20 protein-coding genes are annotated in these 18,557 nt (G+C 59.5%); 11 read left to right on the forward strand and 9 right to left on the reverse strand.

What is annotated here, in order from left to right; translation table 11 throughout:
- Positions 1-6: 6 nt before the first annotated feature.
- A complete protein-coding gene (gene ccoN / locus FTO60_RS00440) occupies positions 7-1,599 on the reverse strand; it encodes a cytochrome-c oxidase, cbb3-type subunit I (protein ID WP_148054115.1) in 1,593 nt (530 codons plus the stop codon).
- Between the two features lie 198 nt (positions 1,600-1,797).
- Here ccoN and FTO60_RS00445 point away from each other — a divergent pair, with 198 nt between their 5' ends.
- A complete protein-coding gene (locus FTO60_RS00445) occupies positions 1,798-2,643 on the forward strand; it encodes a universal stress protein (RefSeq protein ID WP_148054116.1) in 846 nt (281 codons plus the stop codon).
- Between the two features lie 41 nt (positions 2,644-2,684).
- On the opposite strand, the gene fnrL is transcribed toward FTO60_RS00445, so the two are convergent.
- Positions 2,685-3,425: a transcriptional regulator FnrL gene (fnrL, locus tag FTO60_RS00450; protein ID WP_148054117.1), complete on the reverse strand. Its 741-nt coding sequence runs from the start codon at positions 3,423-3,425 to the stop codon at positions 2,685-2,687.
- Between the two features lie 64 nt (positions 3,426-3,489).
- Here fnrL and hemN point away from each other — a divergent pair, with 64 nt between their 5' ends.
- From hemN to FTO60_RS00475, 5 genes are all read left to right on the forward strand, one after another.
- Positions 3,490-4,845 carry an oxygen-independent coproporphyrinogen III oxidase gene (hemN, locus tag FTO60_RS00455; protein WP_148054118.1) on the forward strand — a complete coding sequence of 452 codons (1,356 nt, stop codon included), beginning with the start codon at positions 3,490-3,492 and terminating at the stop codon, positions 4,843-4,845.
- Positions 4,846-4,895: 50 nt separating this feature from the next.
- Positions 4,896-6,068 carry an MFS transporter gene (locus tag FTO60_RS00460; RefSeq protein ID WP_148054119.1) on the forward strand — a complete coding sequence of 391 codons (1,173 nt, stop codon included), beginning with the start codon at positions 4,896-4,898 and terminating at the stop codon, positions 6,066-6,068.
- 65 nt (positions 6,069-6,133) lie between these two features.
- Positions 6,134-7,156, forward strand: coding sequence for an aspartate-semialdehyde dehydrogenase (locus tag FTO60_RS00465; protein ID WP_148054120.1), 1,023 nt, complete (start codon positions 6,134-6,136; stop codon positions 7,154-7,156).
- Between the two features lie 113 nt (positions 7,157-7,269).
- A complete protein-coding gene (locus FTO60_RS00470; protein WP_172623766.1) occupies positions 7,270-7,749 on the forward strand; it encodes an isoprenylcysteine carboxylmethyltransferase family protein in 480 nt (159 codons plus the stop codon).
- A gap of 100 nt (positions 7,750-7,849) precedes the next feature.
- A complete protein-coding gene (locus FTO60_RS00475; protein ID WP_148054122.1) occupies positions 7,850-9,496 on the forward strand; it encodes a DUF4139 domain-containing protein in 1,647 nt (548 codons plus the stop codon).
- A 24-nt stretch (positions 9,497-9,520) separates the two neighbouring features.
- On the opposite strand, the gene FTO60_RS00480 is transcribed toward FTO60_RS00475, so the two are convergent.
- From FTO60_RS00480 to FTO60_RS00490, 3 genes are read right to left on the reverse strand one after another with little or no spacing between them, the layout of a single operon-like run.
- Positions 9,521-9,829, reverse strand: coding sequence for a transcriptional regulator (locus tag FTO60_RS00480; protein ID WP_148056994.1), 309 nt, complete (start codon positions 9,827-9,829; stop codon positions 9,521-9,523).
- Positions 9,829-10,812: a sodium-dependent bicarbonate transport family permease gene (locus FTO60_RS00485; protein WP_148054123.1), complete on the reverse strand. Its 984-nt coding sequence runs from the start codon at positions 10,810-10,812 to the stop codon at positions 9,829-9,831. The genes FTO60_RS00480 and FTO60_RS00485 overlap by 1 nt, the downstream gene beginning before the upstream one ends.
- 56 nt (positions 10,813-10,868) lie before the next feature.
- Entirely contained in the window at positions 10,869-11,516 is a 648-nt protein-coding gene (locus FTO60_RS00490; RefSeq protein ID WP_148054124.1) for a carbonic anhydrase, read from the reverse strand.
- A gap of 110 nt (positions 11,517-11,626) precedes the next feature.
- On the opposite strand from FTO60_RS00490, the gene FTO60_RS00495 reads away from it, so the two are divergent.
- From FTO60_RS00495 to FTO60_RS00505, 3 genes are all read left to right on the forward strand, one after another.
- Positions 11,627-12,040: a hypothetical protein gene (locus FTO60_RS00495; RefSeq protein WP_148054125.1), complete on the forward strand. Its 414-nt coding sequence runs from the start codon at positions 11,627-11,629 to the stop codon at positions 12,038-12,040.
- Between the two features lie 74 nt (positions 12,041-12,114).
- Positions 12,115-13,500, forward strand: coding sequence for a M17 family metallopeptidase (locus tag FTO60_RS00500; protein WP_148054126.1), 1,386 nt, complete (start codon positions 12,115-12,117; stop codon positions 13,498-13,500).
- On the forward strand, positions 13,497-14,321 hold the full coding sequence (locus FTO60_RS00505) for a C40 family peptidase (RefSeq protein WP_172623767.1): 825 nt from the start codon (positions 13,497-13,499) through the stop codon (positions 14,319-14,321). Before FTO60_RS00500 ends, FTO60_RS00505 begins: the two co-directional genes overlap by 4 nt.
- On the opposite strand, the gene FTO60_RS00510 is transcribed toward FTO60_RS00505, so the two are convergent.
- Both FTO60_RS00510 and FTO60_RS00515 read right to left on the reverse strand, forming a co-directional pair.
- Positions 14,322-14,663, reverse strand: coding sequence for a DUF2794 domain-containing protein (locus FTO60_RS00510; protein ID WP_148054128.1), 342 nt, complete (start codon positions 14,661-14,663; stop codon positions 14,322-14,324).
- Positions 14,664-14,888: 225 nt separating this feature from the next.
- On the reverse strand, positions 14,889-15,188 hold the full coding sequence (locus FTO60_RS00515; protein WP_148054129.1) for an I78 family peptidase inhibitor: 300 nt from the start codon (positions 15,186-15,188) through the stop codon (positions 14,889-14,891).
- Between the two features lie 101 nt (positions 15,189-15,289).
- Here FTO60_RS00515 and FTO60_RS00520 point away from each other — a divergent pair, with 101 nt between their 5' ends.
- Positions 15,290-16,402 carry an S-(hydroxymethyl)glutathione dehydrogenase/class III alcohol dehydrogenase gene (locus FTO60_RS00520; protein ID WP_148054130.1) on the forward strand — a complete coding sequence of 371 codons (1,113 nt, stop codon included), beginning with the start codon at positions 15,290-15,292 and terminating at the stop codon, positions 16,400-16,402.
- A 109-nt stretch (positions 16,403-16,511) separates the two neighbouring features.
- Here FTO60_RS00520 and FTO60_RS00525 read toward each other — a convergent pair whose 3' ends face one another.
- Together FTO60_RS00525 and FTO60_RS00530 are read right to left on the reverse strand one after the other, a co-directional pair.
- On the reverse strand, positions 16,512-17,129 hold the full coding sequence (locus FTO60_RS00525) for a TetR/AcrR family transcriptional regulator (protein ID WP_148054131.1): 618 nt from the start codon (positions 17,127-17,129) through the stop codon (positions 16,512-16,514).
- A gap of 87 nt (positions 17,130-17,216) precedes the next feature.
- Positions 17,217-17,402 (reverse strand): hypothetical protein, encoded by a 186-nt coding sequence (locus FTO60_RS00530; protein ID WP_148054132.1) that lies wholly within the window; start codon positions 17,400-17,402, stop codon positions 17,217-17,219.
- A gap of 151 nt (positions 17,403-17,553) precedes the next feature.
- Between FTO60_RS00530 and mbfA the strand changes: the two genes are divergently transcribed.
- Entirely contained in the window at positions 17,554-18,531 is a 978-nt protein-coding gene (mbfA, locus tag FTO60_RS00535) for an iron exporter MbfA (protein ID WP_148054133.1), read from the forward strand.
- The last annotated feature ends 26 nt before the right edge of the window (positions 18,532-18,557 follow it).

Raw genomic sequence — 18,557 nt, forward strand, 5'->3', positions numbered from 1 at the left:
TCCTCCTTATTCAGCTGGTGCGGCGACGATTGCGGCAGACTTTTTGCCGAATGCGGTCATCCACAGGTTATAGGCCATGATTAGCGCACCGGTGAGGTAAAGAACCCCGCCCAGACCGCGAACCACATACATCGGGAACTTGGCAGACACGGTGTCGGCAAAGGAGTTCACAAGGAAACCCTGCGCATCAACTTCACGCCACATCAGGCCTTCCATGATCCCCGTGACCCACATCGAGGCCGCGTAGAGAATGATGCCGATCGTGGCGAGCCAGAAGTGCCAGTTGACCAGCGACAGGCTGTAAAGGCGCTGCTTGCTCCACAGTTTTGGCGTCAGGAAGTAAAGCGCCGAGAAGGTGATCATCCCGTTCCAGCCGAGTGCGCCCGAGTGCACGTGGCCAATGGTCCAGTCGGTGTAGTGCGACAGGGAATTCACGGCGCGGATCGACATCATCGGACCCTCGAATGTGGACATCCCGTAGAACCCCAGCGAAATAACCATCATCCGGATAATCGGATCGGTGCGGATCTTGTCCCAGGCGCCGTTCAGCGTCATCAGGCCGTTGATCATCCCGCCCCAGCTTGGCATCCAAAGCACGATGGAAAAGACCATACCAAGGGTCGATGCCCAGTCGGGCAAGGCTGTGTAGTGCAGGTGGTGTGGACCAGCCCAGATATAAAGGAAGATCAGCGCCCAGAAGTGGATGATCGACAGTTTGTAGCTGAACACAGGCTTTTCGGCCTGCTTGGGCACAAAGTAATACATCATCCCTAGGAAGCCGGCAGTCAGGAAGAAGCCCACGGCGTTGTGGCCATACCACCATTGCGTCATGGCATCCTGCACGCCCGCAAACGCACTTACGGAACGCGACCCAAAGACCGATACCGGAATGGCGAGGTTGTTGATAACGTGGAGCATCGCAACGGTGACGATGAACGACAGGAAGAACCAGTTTGCCACGTAGATGTGTGGCTCTTTGCGCTTGAGAAGCGTGCCCATGAAGACCAGCAAATAGGCAACCCAGACAATTGTCAGCCACAGGTCAACATACCATTCGGGTTCGGCGTATTCCTTGGACTGGGTTGCCCCCATCAGGTATCCCGTTGCCGCCAGCACGATAAACAGGTTGTAGCCCCAGAACACGAACCAGGGCAGGTTTCCGCCCCAAAGGCGGGCCGCGCAGGTGCGTTGCACGATGTAAAAGGACGTTGCGATCAAGGCGTTGCCGCCAAAGGCGAAAATCACTGCCGAGGTGTGCAGCGGACGCAGACGGCCAAAGTTGCCGTAACCTTGCAGGAATTCAAAGTTTAGCTGCGGAAAGGCAAGCTGGAACGCAATCCAGACGCCGACCAGAAAACCTGCCAGCCCCCAAAATGTTGTTGCGACAACACCGGCACGGATGACGCCATCCATATAGCCGGTTTCCACCGGGCCTTTGTCGTCCCCGGCAGTTCTGACTGACCAGATGAACAGCCCGGCCGCGACGGCCATGACGATCAGGGCGTGCACTTGGTAAGCCAAGTCCCTTGCCCAGTTCGCCGCCAATGCTGCGCCAAGGGTTATCAGCCCCAAAAGCGCAATCTTGATCCAATCCCACATGACATGCGTTCCCTTCGTTTACCGCGCACGGATTCGTGAACAGTTTTGTCTCATGGTAGTGGGTTTCACATTTCAAGGGGGTGCGTCGCCTTGATCCATGTCAAGTTTTCGCGAGCCGATAGTTGATAGATATCAAGGGCGGCTGCGCCGTGACCTGTCAGTCTGGGGCAAGGTTCAGCCGCAAAAAGGGAATCTATCATGGCCTACAAGACACTCACTCTCGTCGTGACAGACAAGGACGTGGACGCATCCGCACTGGAGGCCGCCCAGGGGCTTGCACGCCAGAATGACGCCCACCTTGATGTCTATTGCATCGGTGTTGATCCGGCGCGCTATGAGCCTCTGCCAGCGGGTTCGGCGGCGATCGTCATCGAATCCGGCGCTGCCGAGGCCCACGAAAGGGCCGAGGAACTGGCGAAATGGGTGCGCGCCACGCTGAAAAATGCGGGGCTGGCTTATGCCGTGCAGTCAAACGTCGTGCCCAACATGGGCCTTGATGGCATGATTTCGCGGCTGTCGCGCTACTGCGACCTTGTTGTGGCCTCTCAGCCTTATGGCAAGGGGCGCGGACCCTTGCAGGTCAGCGCACTCGAGGCGTCGTTGTTTGGCACCGGCGCACCGATCCTGGTGATCCCGCCCTCATCAGATTCGGACTATTCCAGACCGTTCGAGCGGGTGGTCGTGGCCTGGAACGAAAGCGACGAGGCCTTTGCGGCGATCCGCAAGGCGCTTCCGGTATTGCAGGCGGCTGACCGCGTTGACGTGGTGATGGTCGATCCGCCCAGCCACTCACCTGAACGGTCTGACCCGGGTGGCGCGATCTGCGTCATGCTGGCGCGCCACGGGATCAAGGCTGAGGTGTCCATTCTGTCACGGACCCTGCCGCGGGTGTCCGAAGTCATGACGCGATTTGCCAACGATCGCGATGCAGATCTGATCGTGATGGGTGCTTACGGTCATTCACGCATGCGCGAAGCAATCCTTGGCGGCGCGACACGGGATATGCTGGAAGGGGCCGAACTGCCCCTGCTGATGGCGCACTGATGCGCGGCGCGGCGATGCAAACAGATCAGCGCACCGCTGCGTCAGGCGATCATCCCGCCATCCATATCGTCGCCGGTTTCCATGACAAGGCGGCTGATGTCGGGCACTTGCACGCGGCGTTTACCATCCAGAACGATAATACCTTCACGCTTGAGGGCGGAAATCTGGCGGCTCACGGTTTCCAGCGTCAACCCAAGGTAATCAGCCATCGCCTCGCGGGTCAGAGGCAGATCAATCGACAGGGTGCCACCACGCGCGGCCAAGCCGATGCTGGCTTCGCGCCGCGCAAGGATCGTCAGAAGGCTGGCGATCTTTTCGCGCGCTGTCTTGCGGCCAAGGATCAGCATCCATTCGCGTGCGGCGTCCAGTTCATCCATCGTCATCTCAAGCAGACGTTCGGATATGGCGGGGGTCGTGCCCAGCAGGTCTTCAAAGGGTTTGCGGCGGAAACAACACATCGTTACATCCGACACAGCGACAACATCATAGGGCGAACGGGACCGGCCCGGGCGGCCGATGAAATCGGACGGCAGCAGCAGGCCGACCATCTGCGTGCGCCCGTCTTCCAGTGTCTGACTCAGGGACGACACGCCGCGCACAACCGAGGCGACAAACGGCATGTCGTCACCGGCCCAGCAGATCGTCTGCCCCGCAGAATAGTTGCGGTAGTATTTGATCTCTTCAAGCGTTTCGAGCTCGTCCGTCTCGCATCTTGCGCAGACGGCGCGATGCCTGATCGGGCAGTCGCCACACTCGATCTCGGAGGTCATTGGTTTGGCCATTTCGAAGCCCCCTGTTCGCGTTCGAGCTCGGGCCAGTTTAACTCATTTTTTCAGAGGAAATGCAATGCCTTCTGTTAGCCGGCTTCGCGAACTGGGTTTATTTGACGCGAGGGCACCGCGTTACACAAGTTATCCACCGGCAAACCATTTCGCCAACGATGTGACACCGGAAACCACCGCCGCGTGGATCAGGTCGATCAAACCGGGGGCGCGTGTGTCGCTTTATGTGCATATTCCCTATTGCCGTCGGCTGTGCTGGTTCTGTGCGTGCCGCACCCAGGGCACCACGACAGACCGCCCGCTGGTCCCTTATCTGCAACAACTCAAGGACGAGCTCGCGCTGATCGACGCGCAGCTGCCGCAGGACGTTGTGATCAGCCAAGTCCACCTTGGTGGCGGGACGCCCACGTTGCTTCCACCGCATATGCTACTTGCACTGGGCGACTCGCTGCGTGGATTGCGTACCGAGGCTGACAACTTGCAATTCTCGGTCGAAATTGACCCCACCGAAGTCGATCAGGCGCGCGTTGATGCATTGATGGATATCGGCATGACCCGTGCCAGCATCGGTGTGCAGGATTTCGACCCGCTGGTACAGGAATCAATCGGCCGTATCCAAAGTTTCGACCTGACCAATGACGTGGTCGACATGCTGCGTCGGGCTGGGGTCAACAGTCTGAACATGGATGTTTTGTATGGCCTGCCGCACCAGACCAAATCGCGCATGACCGACAGTGTGCAAAAGGTTCTGTCACTGACGCCCGATCGCGTTGCGCTTTATGGTTATGCGCATGTGCCGTGGATGGCGAAACGGCAGGTCATGATTCCCGCTGATGCGCTGCCTGACGCCGAAGAACGTTTGGAGTTGTTCGATACCGCACGCCGTCTGTTCAAATGGGACGGCTACCGCGAGATCGGTATTGATCATTACGCCCGCGAGGGCGACAGCCTTGCCGATGCCGACCGCACCAAAACCATGCGGCGTAATTTTCAGGGGTATACAGATGACAACTCTGATGTGCTGATCGGCATGGGGGCATCTGCCATATCGCGTTATCCGCAAGGCTATGCGCAAAACCTGTCGGCCTCGTCGAAATACGCCAAGGCGATTGAGGACGGCCACCTTGCGACCGAGCGTGGCCATACAATGACCGACGAAGACCAATTGCGCGCCGCAATGATCGAGATGATCATGTGCCGGTTCGAACTTGACCTTGCTGAACTGTCCGACAGATTCAACGAACCCATTACCGCCCTGCGCGAACGCACCCAGGCCCTGCGCGACCGACTTGGCGAATTTGTCGAAACGCGCGGTGACGTCATCCGCATCACCGAAAGCGCGCGCCTGATCGCGCGGATCGCAGCGCAGGAACTTGACGGCTATGTCATGCCCGAGGGCCGCCACAGCCGCGCGATGTAGCTTGCACCCCTTCGTCGCCAGTGACAAAGCTGGCCACAAGGGGGAATACAATGCGTCTGGGTATCGTCGTTCTTGTGCTGGCCTATGTGCTCAGCCAGTTTTATCGCGCCTTCTTGGCGGTTCTTGCGCCTGCGTTGAAGGCAGACATCGGGGCCACCCCCGAAGACCTCGCGCAGGCGTCCGGCCTGTGGTTCCTGGTGTTTGCGGCGATGCAGATTCCGGTCGGCGCCGCGCTCGATAGCATTGGGCCACGGCGCACCGCGGCGGGTCTGTTCGCGCTGGGCGGTGCAGGTGGCGCGCTGGTCTTTGCCTTGGCAACCACGCCCGCGCATATTTCCATCGCGATGGTGCTGATCGGCATCGGCTGTTCGCCCGTTCTGATGGCATCCTATTATATCTTTGCGCGGGTCTATCCGGTTGCTGTTTTCGCGACACTGGCCGGTGCCGTGATCGGGTTTGGCTCGCTTGGGAATATCGCAAGTTCCGCACCAATGGCTTGGGCGGCCGAGGTTTTTGGCTGGCGCGAAACCCTGTTTGGATTGGCCGCCGTGACGTTGGTTGTTGCAGCGCTGATCTACGTCACGGTCAGCGACCCCGAAAAGGTGCAGCACGATCAAAAAGGCTCGGTCCTTGATCTGCTGAAAATTCCGGCGTTGTGGCTGATTTTTCCGATGATGTTCGTCAATTATGCCCCTTCGGCTGGTCTGCGCGGGCTTTGGGCGGGGCCATATGCGGCGGATGTATTCGGCGCGGATGCGATCCGTATCGGGCAGGTCACACTGATCATGGGGCTGGCGATGGTCGCGGGGAATTTCCTTTACGGGCCGATGGACCGCCTGCTGAAAACCCGCAAATGGGTGGTTTTTGGCGGCAATGCCATTGGCGCGCTGGGTTGTTTCGCCCTGTTTGCCATTCCCGGCACGTCTATTTGGTATTCCGCCGTTTTGCTGGGCGTGATCGGCCTTTTTGGCGCGTCCTTTCCGGTGCTGATCGCGCATGGGCGCGCGTTCTTTCCCACACATCTGACGGGGCGGGGCGTGACCTTGATGAACCTTTTTGGCATCGGCGGTGTCGGCTTGATGCAGTTCGTCACCGGGCGCATTTACGATGTGTCGTCAGACGCGGGGGCCGGCACGGCCTATCAGACGATTTTCCTGTTCTATGGGCTGCTGATTTGTGCGGGCCTGGTGATCTATATCTTTAGCGCCGATCGCACCGACTAGTCGCCCCTTCCCCTTGGTCGCCAATGCCGCTATGCAGCACGCGGTTAAACCAAGGAGCCATAAAGATGGGCTATAGAGTCGTCGTTGTCGGTGCCACAGGTAACGTGGGCCGCGAAATGCTGAACATTCTGGCCGAGCGCCAGTTTCCCGCCGATGAGGTTGCCGTGCTGGCCAGCCGCAAATCGCTGGGCACCGAAGTTTCGTATGGCGACAAAACCCTGAAAACCCAAGACCTTGATACCTTTGATTTCACAGGTTGGGATATGGCCCTGTTCGCTGTCGGATCCGACGCAACCAAGGTCTATGCCCCCAAGGCCGCCAAGGCGGGCTGTGTCGTGATCGATAACTCGTCGCTTTACCGCTATGACCCGGATGTGCCGCTGATCGTGCCCGAAGTGAACGCCGATGCGATTCATGGCTATGCCAAAAAGAATATTATCGCCAACCCCAACTGCTCCACCGCGCAGATGGTTGTGGCCCTCAAACCCCTGCATGATCGCGCCAAGATCAAGCGCGTCGTGGTGTCGACCTATCAGTCCGTGTCGGGCAGTGGCAAAGAAGCGATTGACGAGTTGTGGAACCAGACCAAGGGCGTTTATGTCCCTGGTCAGGAAGTCGCGCCCAGCGTCTACCCCAAGCAGATCGCCTTTAACGTAATTCCGCATATCGACGTGTTCATGGACAGCGGCGATACCAAGGAAGAATGGAAGATGGTCGCCGAGACCAAAAAGATCGTCGATCCGGCGATCAAGGTCACGGCCACCTGTGTGCGGGTGCCGGTCTTTGTCGGCCATTCAGAATCCATCAACATCGAATTCGAGGAATTTCTTGACGAAGATGAAGCCCGCGACATCCTGCGCGAAGCCCCCGGCATCATGGTGATCGATAAGCGCGAGGACGGTGGCTACGTCACCCCGATCGAATGCGTCGGCGACTTTGCCACGTTTGTCAGCCGCATCCGTCAGGACAGCACGATCGACAACGGCCTGAACCTCTGGTGTGTCAGTGACAACCTGCGCAAGGGTGCTGCCCTGAACGCGGTGCAGATTGCAGAACTTCTGGGCGTGAAAGTGCTGAAAAAGGGCTAGCTCAACCCTCATCGTTTCCGACCACGCGCATAAGCATGGCCGGAAACGAAGATGTCGCCGCTGACCCGATGTGATAGACTGACTTAATGTTTTGGAGAGTCACAAAAACCGTCTTGATCCTGCCGGGCACTGTTTTGGTCTATGTGCCGCTGTTGATTCACTACCTCACAGGTGGCTGGCCGTTCGGCGGTCCTGTCGGCGGCGTCGTAGCGTGGAGCGTTGCCGTAATTCTGGCCGTTCCAGCGCTTGCGCTGGCGGCCACGACCATGCGGCTTTTCGTTGATCAGGGCAAAGGAACGCCAGCGCCCTGGGACCCGCCAACAAAACTCGTGGTCAGCGGCCCATACCGCTATGTCCGGAACCCGATGCTGACGTCCGTCATGGTTTTCATCATCGCCGAGGCTACTGTATTGAACAGCCTCGCCCTGCTGGGTTGGGCGGTTGTCTTTTTTGGTCTCAATACCGTCTATTTTATCTTCTCGGAAGAGCCCGCACTTGAACGGCGCTTTGGCAGCGTATACCTGCACTACAAAGTTGCAGTCCCGCGGTGGGTGCCAAACTTGCGACCATACCAAGCACCAGACAGTGCCTGAGTAGACGGGGCTTTCCGCAGGCTGATTTTTTCTCAACTGCCAAGGATTGCACTCTGGCGCGCGTCATACTTTCATGCACACGCACCTTAAGGAGTATCTCATGTTGCGCCCCATTCTTGCTACCAGCCTTGTTGCCTTGATCGCTGCCACCCCTGCGTTGGCCGACCGTGTTGAGGCCCCCGCAGATATCACCGCCGTAACGATCTACCCCGAAGGGGCGACAGTGGTGCGCCAAGTCACCGTTGATCTGCTCGCGGGCACCCATGAAATTCTGGTTCCCGACCTGCCTGTTCGCACGCGGGCGGAGAACCTGCGCGTGACCCCATCAGACGATGTGCGGATCGGGGCCGTATCCCTCGCCACTGGTCGCCAGCCTGTGACCGATGACACCTCCAGCGCCGAAGTCGAAGCCGCCGAGGCCGAAGTTGAACGCCTTGAGCAGGTCTTGCGTGACCATGACACGAATATCTCAATGATTCGCTTGGCGGTTGCCGCTGCCGAAGAACAGGTCGCGTTCCTGCGTGGGCTTGGCAATCAAGATGGTCTTGCCGCCGCATCCCCCGACGATATCCGCGCGCTGGCGCAACTGGTTGGCACCGAGGTCCTCGCGGCACGCCAAGCCGCGCTTGAGGCCGAGGTGGAGGCCCAGGCTGCCCTGCGCGCCCGCGCTGATGATGCCGAACTGCTGGAAAAGGCACGTCAGGCCCTGGCCGCGCTGACTGCGCCCGTTGATCAAGGTGCCGTGCTGACCGTGACGGTGCAGACCGATGCGGACGGGCCTGTCATGCTGGATATTTCCACGATCGTTGGCGAGGCTTACTGGCGACCGACCTATGATCTGCGCCTGACCCGTGGAGAGACACCGACGCTGGAAATTGATCGCAACGTTTTGGTTACGCAATACAGCGGCGAAGACTGGGACGGTGTGGCGCTGACCCTCTCGACCGCCCGCCCGGGCGAACAAAGCCAAGCGGGCGAAGTTTACGGGATCCCGCGCCGGATCATCAGCGAGGATGAGTTGGAACGCGAGCGGGATCAAAGCGTCAGCGCGTTTGGTGGTATGTCCGAACCGGTTATGGAAATGGCACCGATGGTCATCATGGAAGAAATAGGCATGACCACCGACATGCAGGGTGCAAACGTCACCTATACCTACGGCGGCGAAGTCACGATCCGTGACGGTGTGGACGATCTGCGCCTGACGCTGGACACCCAATCCGTCACGCCCGAAATCTGGGCCGCCGCCACGCCGCTGCGCGACGACAGCGCCTATATGGTCGCGGAGATCACCAACACCACGGGCGAGGTTTTGCTTCCCGGTGAGGCGTTGCTAATCGCTGATGGCAGCCTTGTTGGCTTTACCGATCTGCCGCTGGTCGCCGCTGGTGACGACACGAAAATCGGCTTTGGTGTGATCGACGGGATCCGCCTGACCCGCATCGTGCCCAACCGGACCGAGGGTGATATCGGCGTCATTTCTCGCAGCAACCAGCAAACGGAAACTGCCGTGATCACGGTTGAAAACCTGACCGGTGAAAGCTGGCCGATCCGCCTGCGCGACCGCACCTATTATTCCGATCAGGACGATCTTGAGGTCGATTACACCGCAAGCCTGCCCGTCACCGTGGAAGACCCCGAAGGGCGGCGCGGCGTGCTGGAATGGCAGTTTGATCTGGGCGCGGGCGGCGAACAGGAAATCACGCTGGAAAGCAGCCTGACGTGGCCCACGGGATATGTGTTGCAATAGTTGCGACCCGCTGCGGGGCGTGCGTTAAAACCGCTCGGCCCGCAGCACTTCGCAATCGCTGACCGTCACGACACCCATATGCCGCTCGACCACCTTGAACGCCGCTTCAAGCAAATCATCCAGACGTTCCGGCCTGATAATGCAGACAACCTGCATCATGCCGGATCGGCCGACTTGCCCCTCGCGCGACCACTGCCCCGATCGGCCCGATCCGCCCAGCACGGGCAGGATGGAATAACCCTGCACGCCTACGTCATTCAGCGCATCGGTCAATCGGCGCTCCATCGGTGCTTCGATAATGATCGCGACACGTTTTGCCTTGTGCGTTTCCATCATTTGACCCCCACGATTGCGCTGGCCACCGCCACATAAAGCGGAATGCCAATGGTAAGGTTGAACGGGAATGTAACACCCAGCGAAAGCGTCAGATAGATCGACGGGTTCGCCTCGGGCAGGGCGACGCGCATCGCGGCGGGCACGGCGATATAACTTGCGGAGGCCGATAGGACCATCAGCAGCGCAACGCCACCCGCGGACAGCCCGATCAGCAGCCCAAAGCCAAGACCCAGCGTTGATCCGACCAGCGGCATCAGCATCGCGAAAGCCACCGTCCCAAAGCTCAGCTGGCCGCGCACTGCGCGCAGGCCCCGCCCCGCCACAAGACCCATGTCCAGTAGGAACAGGCAAAGCACGCCGAGAAAGGGTGCGACGATAAAGCTGGAAATGTCGTCCAGCCCGTCCTGCCCCGTGATCGCACCGATCGCGAACGATCCGACCAGCAACACGATGGACCCGTTCAGCAGGATTTCACGCAGCAAGGTTGCGTCCATCCGCTCGTCATCCGGGGCACCCCGTGCGACCAGCCAAAGGGCCGACAGGATCGCGGGCGCTTCCATCGCGGCGGCCACGGCCACCATATAGCCTTCGGCGTCAATCATACGCCCCTCAAGAACCGATGAGGCGGCAACAAAGGTCACAATCGAAATCGACCCGTAGTGGGCCGCGACCGCCGCCGCATCAAGCCGGTTGAGGTTCGTCATCACCCGCAGCAATCCGAACGCGACGAAGGGTAATGCGAACGACAGGAGCAGCCCCGCGCCAAGGCTGGCCAGCAGGCGCGCATCGACACCGTGCGCCGCAACGCTTGCGCCGCCCTTGAACCCGATTGCAAACAGCAGATAGAGCGACAGGCCCTTGGCTACGGCTTCGGGGATCGACAGATCAGATCGGGCCAAGGCGGCGGCCAGACCAAGTATGAAAAACAGGATGACGGGGGACAGCAGGTTTGTTGCGGCAAGGTCGAAAATTTCGGCCAATGTCTCACTCCAAGTTGACTTGGGGTGAGTTAGCATCCCTCACAGGAAAGTAAATGCTATACCTGAACAAAACCGTCAGAAACGGGATCATAGGCTTCCAGACCGCCTTCGCCGATATCCGTCCACATGCCATGCAGCGACAACATGCCGTCATCTATCGCCGCCTGAACAAAGGGAAAGGTCATCAGGTTTTCCAACGACACCAGCACGGATTCCTTTTCAAGCTGACGAATCCGCGCGACGTCATCGCCCTTGTCCAGGCGATCAAACCCGGGGCGCAGAATATCCATCCAACGCCCGACGAAACTGGTCGATTTCTCCAGCTCCGGCGCGTGACCCGAGCACATGTCGTAACAGCCTTGCACGCCACCACAGTTGGAATGGCCCAGCACGATCAGATGCGCCACCTTGAGTGTGCCAACGGCATATTCAATCGCTGCAGATGTGCCGTGATGATCCCCGTCCGGCGTATATTCCGGGATCAGGTTGGCGATGTTGCGGTGGATGAAAAATTCACCCTGATCCGCGCCAAAGATTGATGTGACGTGCACGCGGCTGTCGCAACACGAAACGACCATTGCGCGCGGATGCTGGCCCATCTCGGCAAGATGGCGATACCAGCTGCGGTTGTCGCTAAATGATGTGGCCTTCCATCCGTGATAGCGTTTCACAAGGTAATCGGGCAGGGGTTTGGCGAATTTCATATGTGTCTTCCTGATTTGTCTGCATGAATAGGCTGGATTTTCCAGAATTTCGAGCAATTTTTGCGCCGCGTATAAACCGGTTGGGAACCATGACCCGCTAGAACCGCCGCATGATACATGATCCGCCCCTCAACGCGCCCAACGGTGCACAGGTCTATGTGCTGCGTCCGCGCGATACGCTGCGGGTCGATCCTGTGCCGATTGCGCAGATGGTTGACGCCTTGGGCGAAATCGGCGCCGAGGAAGCGATTTGCCTCAAGCTCGAAGATCTGACGCGGCACATGCGTCGGATTTGCGACTTCCACAACGCCTGCGACTTTGAGGGGCTGGCGACACGCGCCAGATCGGTCGTGGACCTTGGCGATTGCATCGGCCTTCCGCTGCTTGCCAAAGTGGCGCGCGATGTTGTGATTTCCGTGCGCAACAGCGATGATATGGCTGTTGCCGCAACCGTAGCCCGCCTGACCCGTATCGCAGACGTTGCCTTGTTCGAGGTAGGAAATATGCAGGATCAGGGGGCATGATCCCTGTCGCAGCGCCCCCTTGCGGGCGGGGCACAACCCGATAAAGTCGCGGCACCAGTGCCGGAGCCTTGATCATGTTCACCCCGAAATTTGCCGCCCCTCGATCTGACGCGATCCCGTTGATCGCCTGCGACCCTGACGGCATCGATGATGCGTTGGATACATTGCCCAACGCGCAGACAAACTGGGCGCGCGCCAACGGGTTTCAGGGCGGTGCGGGCGAATGTCTGGTCTTGCCAAATGCCGATGGCGGCGTGGCTGCGGCGGTGATCGGGTTGGGCACCGCAGATGCACAAAAACGCGGGCGTTTTCTTGCGGCCACAGGTTTGCGCAAGCTACCAAAAGGCACCTATCGCCTGTCCCGGGGGTTGAAGCCCGCCGCCCTTGAGGAGGCCGCGCTGGGCTATTTGCTCGAAAGCTATCGCTTTGACCGATATGCCACGCAAAAACCGATGGCGGCGCTGCTTGTCGCCCCCGAAGGTGTTGACGCGGCACGCCTTGAAATCATCGCTGCCGGCGAATGTCTGACCCGTGATCTGATTAATACGCCGGCCTGTGACATGGGGCCCGACGACCTTGAAGGTGCCGCGCGTGATCTGGCGCAAACCCACGGGGCGACCGTTGCCGTCACCACGGGCGATGACCTGCTTGCAGCCAATTTTCCGATGATCCATGCGGTTGGACGCGCCGCTGACCGCGCCCCGCGCCTGATTGATCTGCGCTGCGGCAAGGCAGGGCCGAAACTGACGCTGGTCGGCAAGGGCGTGTGTTTTGATACTGGCGGGCTGAACATCAAGCCGGGCGCGTCGATGGGCCTGATGAAAAAGGACATGGGCGGGGCGGCAGCCGTACTGGGCCTTGCGCATATGATCATGGCGCTGGGCCTGAAAGTGCAGTTGCGCGTGCTGATCCCGGCCGTTGAAAATAGCATTGGCGGCAATGCCTTTCGCCCGCAGGACATCCTGACCAGCCGTAAGGGGTTAACCGTTGAAATCAACAACACCGATGCCGAGGGGCGGTTGGTGCTGGCCGATGCGCTGGCCTATGCGGATGAAGACAGCCCTGATCAGATCATCTCTATGGCGACGTTGACAGGGGCCGCTCGGGTGGCCGTTGGCCCCGATATCGCGCCGTTCTTTACGGATGATGATGACCTGGCCGACGCCTTGACAACCGCAGCGCGTGCGGTTGCCGATCCGGTCTGGCGGATGCCCTTTCACGATCCCTACGAAGCGATGATCGAACCGGGCGTGGCCGATCTGGACAACGCACCCAAGGGCGGTTTCGCCGGGGCGACCACTGCAGCCCTGTTCCTGCGCCGGTTCGTCAGCGCCGCCCCCTACACCCATTTCGATATCTATGGCTGGCAACCCACCGCTGCGCCCGCCCGCCCCAAAGGCGGGGTCGGGCAGGGGACGCGGACACTGTTGCAGGCCTTGCCGGATATCATGGGCCTGTGATGGATCGGCGTCTGACCCCAGCAAATGATCGCGTAGCTGCAACCGCGCTCAAGGGCCAGGTCGATGCCGCCTGCTTTGTCGATGGCTGGCCGCAAAGCGTGGTGCTTCCGGTGGTGGATTTGCACGCAGCCCCGCAGGGCGCGCGCGACCGGCAACTGCTGCTTGGCACCCCCGTCACGGTGTTCGAGGACCGCGAGGGCTGGTGCTTTGTGCAATCGGGGCGTGATGGCTATGTCGGTTATGTGCCGGGCTATGCGCTGGGTGATCCGGTTAACGTCAGCCACCGCATCGCCACCCCGGCGACCCACATATACGAGGTCGACAGCTTTAAATCACTGAACCTGATGCATCTGCCGTTCGGGGCGCAGGTCCGGGTTTTGGACGAGCGGCCAAAGTTTTTCGAAACGTCCCTAGGGTTCATCCCGAAAAAGCACCTGCGGCCAATGGCGCAACCGTTTACCGATCCGGCGACTGTCGCGCAGATGCACTTTGGCGCGCCCTATCTTTGGGGTGGCAACAGCACGCTTGGGATCGACTGTTCCGGTCTTGTGCAGGCCGCCCTGCGCGCCTGCGACATCCCCTGCCCGGGCGATAGCGACATGCAGTGTGCCGCGCTTGGCCGCGATATCGCGCCAGATGCCCCATTGCAGCGGGGCGACCTGTTGTTCTGGAAAGGGCACGTGGGGATGATGGTGGATGGTGATACGCTGCTGCACGCGAACGCGCATCATATGGCAGTGGCCTATGAACCGGTCGCGGCGGCCATCTTGCGGATCAGGGCGCAGGGTGACGGCGATGTGACGGCGCGCAAACGCCTGTAATCATTGCACGGCGCGGATCAGCTTGCGTTCCAGCACCCGCAACACCTGTTTCAGGTCGTTGCCGCGCTTCAGGATTTGCCCGTCCATCCCCACAACCGCATATTGCCCCTGTTTCAGACGCAGGCGGGGGCGCTTTTCGATCCGGTAGATCGGGTTTTCGGCAGTGCGGCGAAAGACGGAAAACACGGCTACATCGCGCAAGCAGGAAATCCCGTAATCGCGCCATTCGCCAGCGGCGACCATCCGGCCATAAAGCCCCAGTATCGGCCCCAATTCGGTGCGGTGAAACGCGATTTGTTCGGGCATAGCGGCCCCGAACGGCGTGATGTTTTGCACTGTCATAGCGAGAGAGTTGCGCGCAATGGCGCGCAAATCAAGTAATTGCTGTCATGCGGCTGCGTTGATCGCGAAATGGCCGCGCATTTGCCCAGAATTTGCCGGATTCAAACTCTAGCTGGGAATAAGCGAAATGGTCCTGATGCTGCGGCAACAGCCCCCACCCAGTACGTGGTGTCAGGACCTCGCAATGCCTAAGGAACCCCTGCGCATATGCGTGGGGGTTTTCTTTTAACCGCACCAAATCCGTTCAATGCGCTGACTTTCCGAGATGTCGAAATTGATCCGCGCGGCGCTGTAATCCATTGTCACGGCCATGCCCGGGCGGATCACGCGCACAGCACGCATAATCAACACCCGCTCGAGTGCGGTCGCGTCCTGCCCGATCAGTGCGGCATGCGGAGCCGCGCCACAGGTATCATCGCCGATAATCGGCATCTGTGGCTGAATGATCCGCTGATCGCGACCATCCAGCACTGCCGCTTCGCAGGCCGCGAGTGCCATCAGCAAAAATGGAAAAAACCGTTTCATACCAGTATTCTGGACCTATCCAGCGCGATTGGCAAGAATCTGCGTTGAACTTGGCCGTGGTTTCAAGGAACCTGCTGCCAATCAAACGGGAGGAAAGAAACATGCGCACACGTGCTGCCGTTGCCACGCAAGCGGGCAAGCCGCTGGAAATCATGGACGTAAACCTTGATGGCCCCCGCGCCGGCGAGGTTCTGGTTGAAATCAAGGCAACAGGCATTTGCCACACGGACGAATTTACCCTTTCGGGTGCTGATCCCGAAGGGCTGTTTCCCGCGATTCTGGGCCATGAGGGCGCAGGTGTGGTCGTTGACGTGGGTCCAGACGTGAAAAGCCTGAAAAAGGGCGATCATGTGATTCCGCTTTACACGCCGGAATGCCGTGAATGCGAATACTGCCTGAACCCGAAAACGAACCTGTGCCAGTCGATCCGCAGCACCCAGGGGCAGGGGGTGATGCCCGATGGCACCAGCCGTTTCAGCACGCTCGATGGTGATCCGATCTTGCACTACATGGGTTGCTCGACGTTTTCGAACTACACCGTTCTGCCCGAAATCGCGCTGGCCAAGGTGCGCGAGGATGCGCCGTTTGACAAGATTTGCTATATCGGTTGCGGCGTCACGACGGGTATCGGCGCGGTCATCAACACCGCCAAGGTCGAAATTGGCAGCCGCGCGATTGTCTTTGGACTGGGCGGAATCGGCCTGAACGTGGTGCAGGGTCTGCGTCTTGCCGGTGCCGATCAGATCGTCGGCGTTGACCTGAACCCCGACAAGGTCGAAATGGCGACCCGTTTTGGCATGACCGATTTCGTGAACCCCACAGACGTGGACGGCGATCTGGTTGCCTATCTGGTGAACCTGACAAAGGGCGGCGCGGATTACACCTTTGATGCGACGGGCAACGTCGGTGTCATGCGCACGGCACTTGAATCCGCACACAAGGGCTGGGGCGAAAGCATCATCATCGGCGTCGCCCCCGCCGGTGCCGAGATCAGCACACGCCCGTTCCAACTGGTCACGGGGCGCAGCTGGCGTGGCACGGCCTTTGGTGGCGCGCGCGGCCGCACGGATGTGCCGCAAATCGTTGATTGGTATATGGAGGGCAAGATCGAGATTGATCCGATGATCACCCACACCATGCCGCTGGAGGATATCAACAAGGGTTTTGATCTGATGCACGCAGGAGAAAGCATCCGATCTGTCGTTCTCTACTGAATGATCCTGGTGCGCTGGCCCGCAGGTCTTGCGGGCCTTCGAATCTCGAAATCCTGCCAACATACTGCGTGGCTAACTGCAATTTCGTGTCGCAGATCGGCGCGCTTGCCTAGGCGCCAAAGCGGGCCAGAAAGGTGGTCACGGCACCCTGTGCGATACGGTCCTTTTCGGCGTCCGTGAAACTGCTGGACACGTTAAAGACCAACCGCGTGAACAGATCGGCCTTGCACAGCTCGTGAAACTGGTCGGCGGCGAGGGTCAAATCGTCAATCACCAAATCGCCCCGCGCGACAGCCTGTTCGAAATAGCCCACCAGCCTTTCACGGATCAGGGCCGGACCGCTGTTGTAAAATTCGCGGCCCAGTTCGGGGAAACGATCACTTTCAGCCACGCAAATGCGGAAAATGCGCTGGCCGAATTCAGAAGTGATAAAGTCGATCATGTGATCGGCGGCGGCGCGCAACACGTTTGCTACGGGCGCCGACATGTCGATTGTCTCAACCGCAAGGTCGGCTTGGCGACAGCATTCACACTTTGCGACTTCCATGAACAACAGACGTTTGTCAGGGAAGTAGCTGTAAAGCGTGGCCTTGGATACGCCAGCGGCACGCGCGATGTCATCGACGCTTGCACCTTCAAACCCGCTGGCAAGAAACACCTCGGTCGCGCCCGTAAGCACCTGATCGAACTTGCGCCCCTTCTTGATGGTATTGCTGCGGTCCGGCATCCGCGTCCTCCCGAATTGCCTAAGGATAAACTGTTGAGTTCAGTTTCGGCAAGCGGAATGGCGCGTGATGCCGTAACGACGTTTGGCTTAGCGACCCGTCGAAGGGCAAGGGGTGGTCTGCGTTGCAGTGGCCGGATCGCAGGCGGGGGGTGTGGTCATTTCATCAGCAAAGGTCATCGTGGGAAACTGAAAGGAATACGGGTCAGCGGCAACCGGAAGGGCGACAGCGGACAGTGTAAGGGCAGCAATAGCCGCAAAGAGGGCGCTTTTCATGTGATTCTCCATAAGTGAACTATTCGGTTCAGTTATTGCTAAACCATTCAGTTCATTTCGCAAGGAAAAAGTGAACCGGTCAGTTCATTTTTTTAACTTGCAGGTTGATATTGCCGGGTTACTTTAGAATGAATCTAAAAATGAGGCAGCCATGATCCCCGGAATTTCAACCCGCCGCCGTTTTCGCGATCTGTCCGAGCAAGACATCCTTGCGCTTGCGATTTCATCCGAAGAGGACGATGCGCGCATCTATCGCAGCTACGCCGAGATGCTGCGGCCCGAGTTTCCGGCTTCGGCAGCCGTATTTGACGGGATGGCGTCCGAGGAAGACGAGCATCGCCGTCGTTTGATCGACCTGCACAGCAAACGCTTTGGCGAAGTCATCCCGCTGATCCGGCGCGAGCATGTGTCGGGCTTCTACGCCCGCCGCCCCGTCTGGCTGATCGAAAACCTTGGGATTGACCGTATCCGGGAAGAAGCCGCGCAGATGGAGCGTGACGCGGAACGCTTTTACCGCGCCGCTGCCGCCGCCACGAGCGATGCCGATACCCGCAAACTGTTGGGCGATTTGGCGGCAGCCGAGGCAGGCCATACCCAAACCGCCAGCGCGCTTGAGGAACAGCATGTCGATGGCGATGCCCGCGACGAAGAAGCCAGCGCCGCCCATCGCCAGTTCGTCCTGACGTGGGTGCAGCCCGGTCTGGCGGGGTTGATGGACGGGTCGGTGTCGACCCTCGCACCGATTTTTGCCGTGGCGTTTGCCACGCAAGATACATGGACAACCTTTCTTGTGGGGCTTGCCGCATCGGTTGGGGCTGGCATCAGCATGGGCTTTACCGAAGCGGCGTCTGATGACGGTCAAATCTCGGGGCGCGGGTCGCCCCTGAAACGCGGGTTTGCGTCGGGCATCATGACGACAGTTGGCGGGCTGGGCCACGCGCTGCCCTATCTGATCGCGGATTTCTGGACCGCGACCATTATCGCGATCATCGTTGTGTTCGTCGAATTGTGGGCCATCGCCTGGATTCAGAACCGTTATATGCAAACGCCGTTCTTTCGTGCGGCGTTTCAGGTGGTGCTGGGTGGGGCGCTGGTATTCGCCGCGGGCGTTTTGATCGGTTCGGGATAGTCGCGCCCCAAGTGCCGTGCTAACCA

The organism is Octadecabacter sp. SW4 (assembly GCF_008065155.1).
GTDB lineage: Bacteria > Pseudomonadota > Alphaproteobacteria > Rhodobacterales > Rhodobacteraceae > SW4.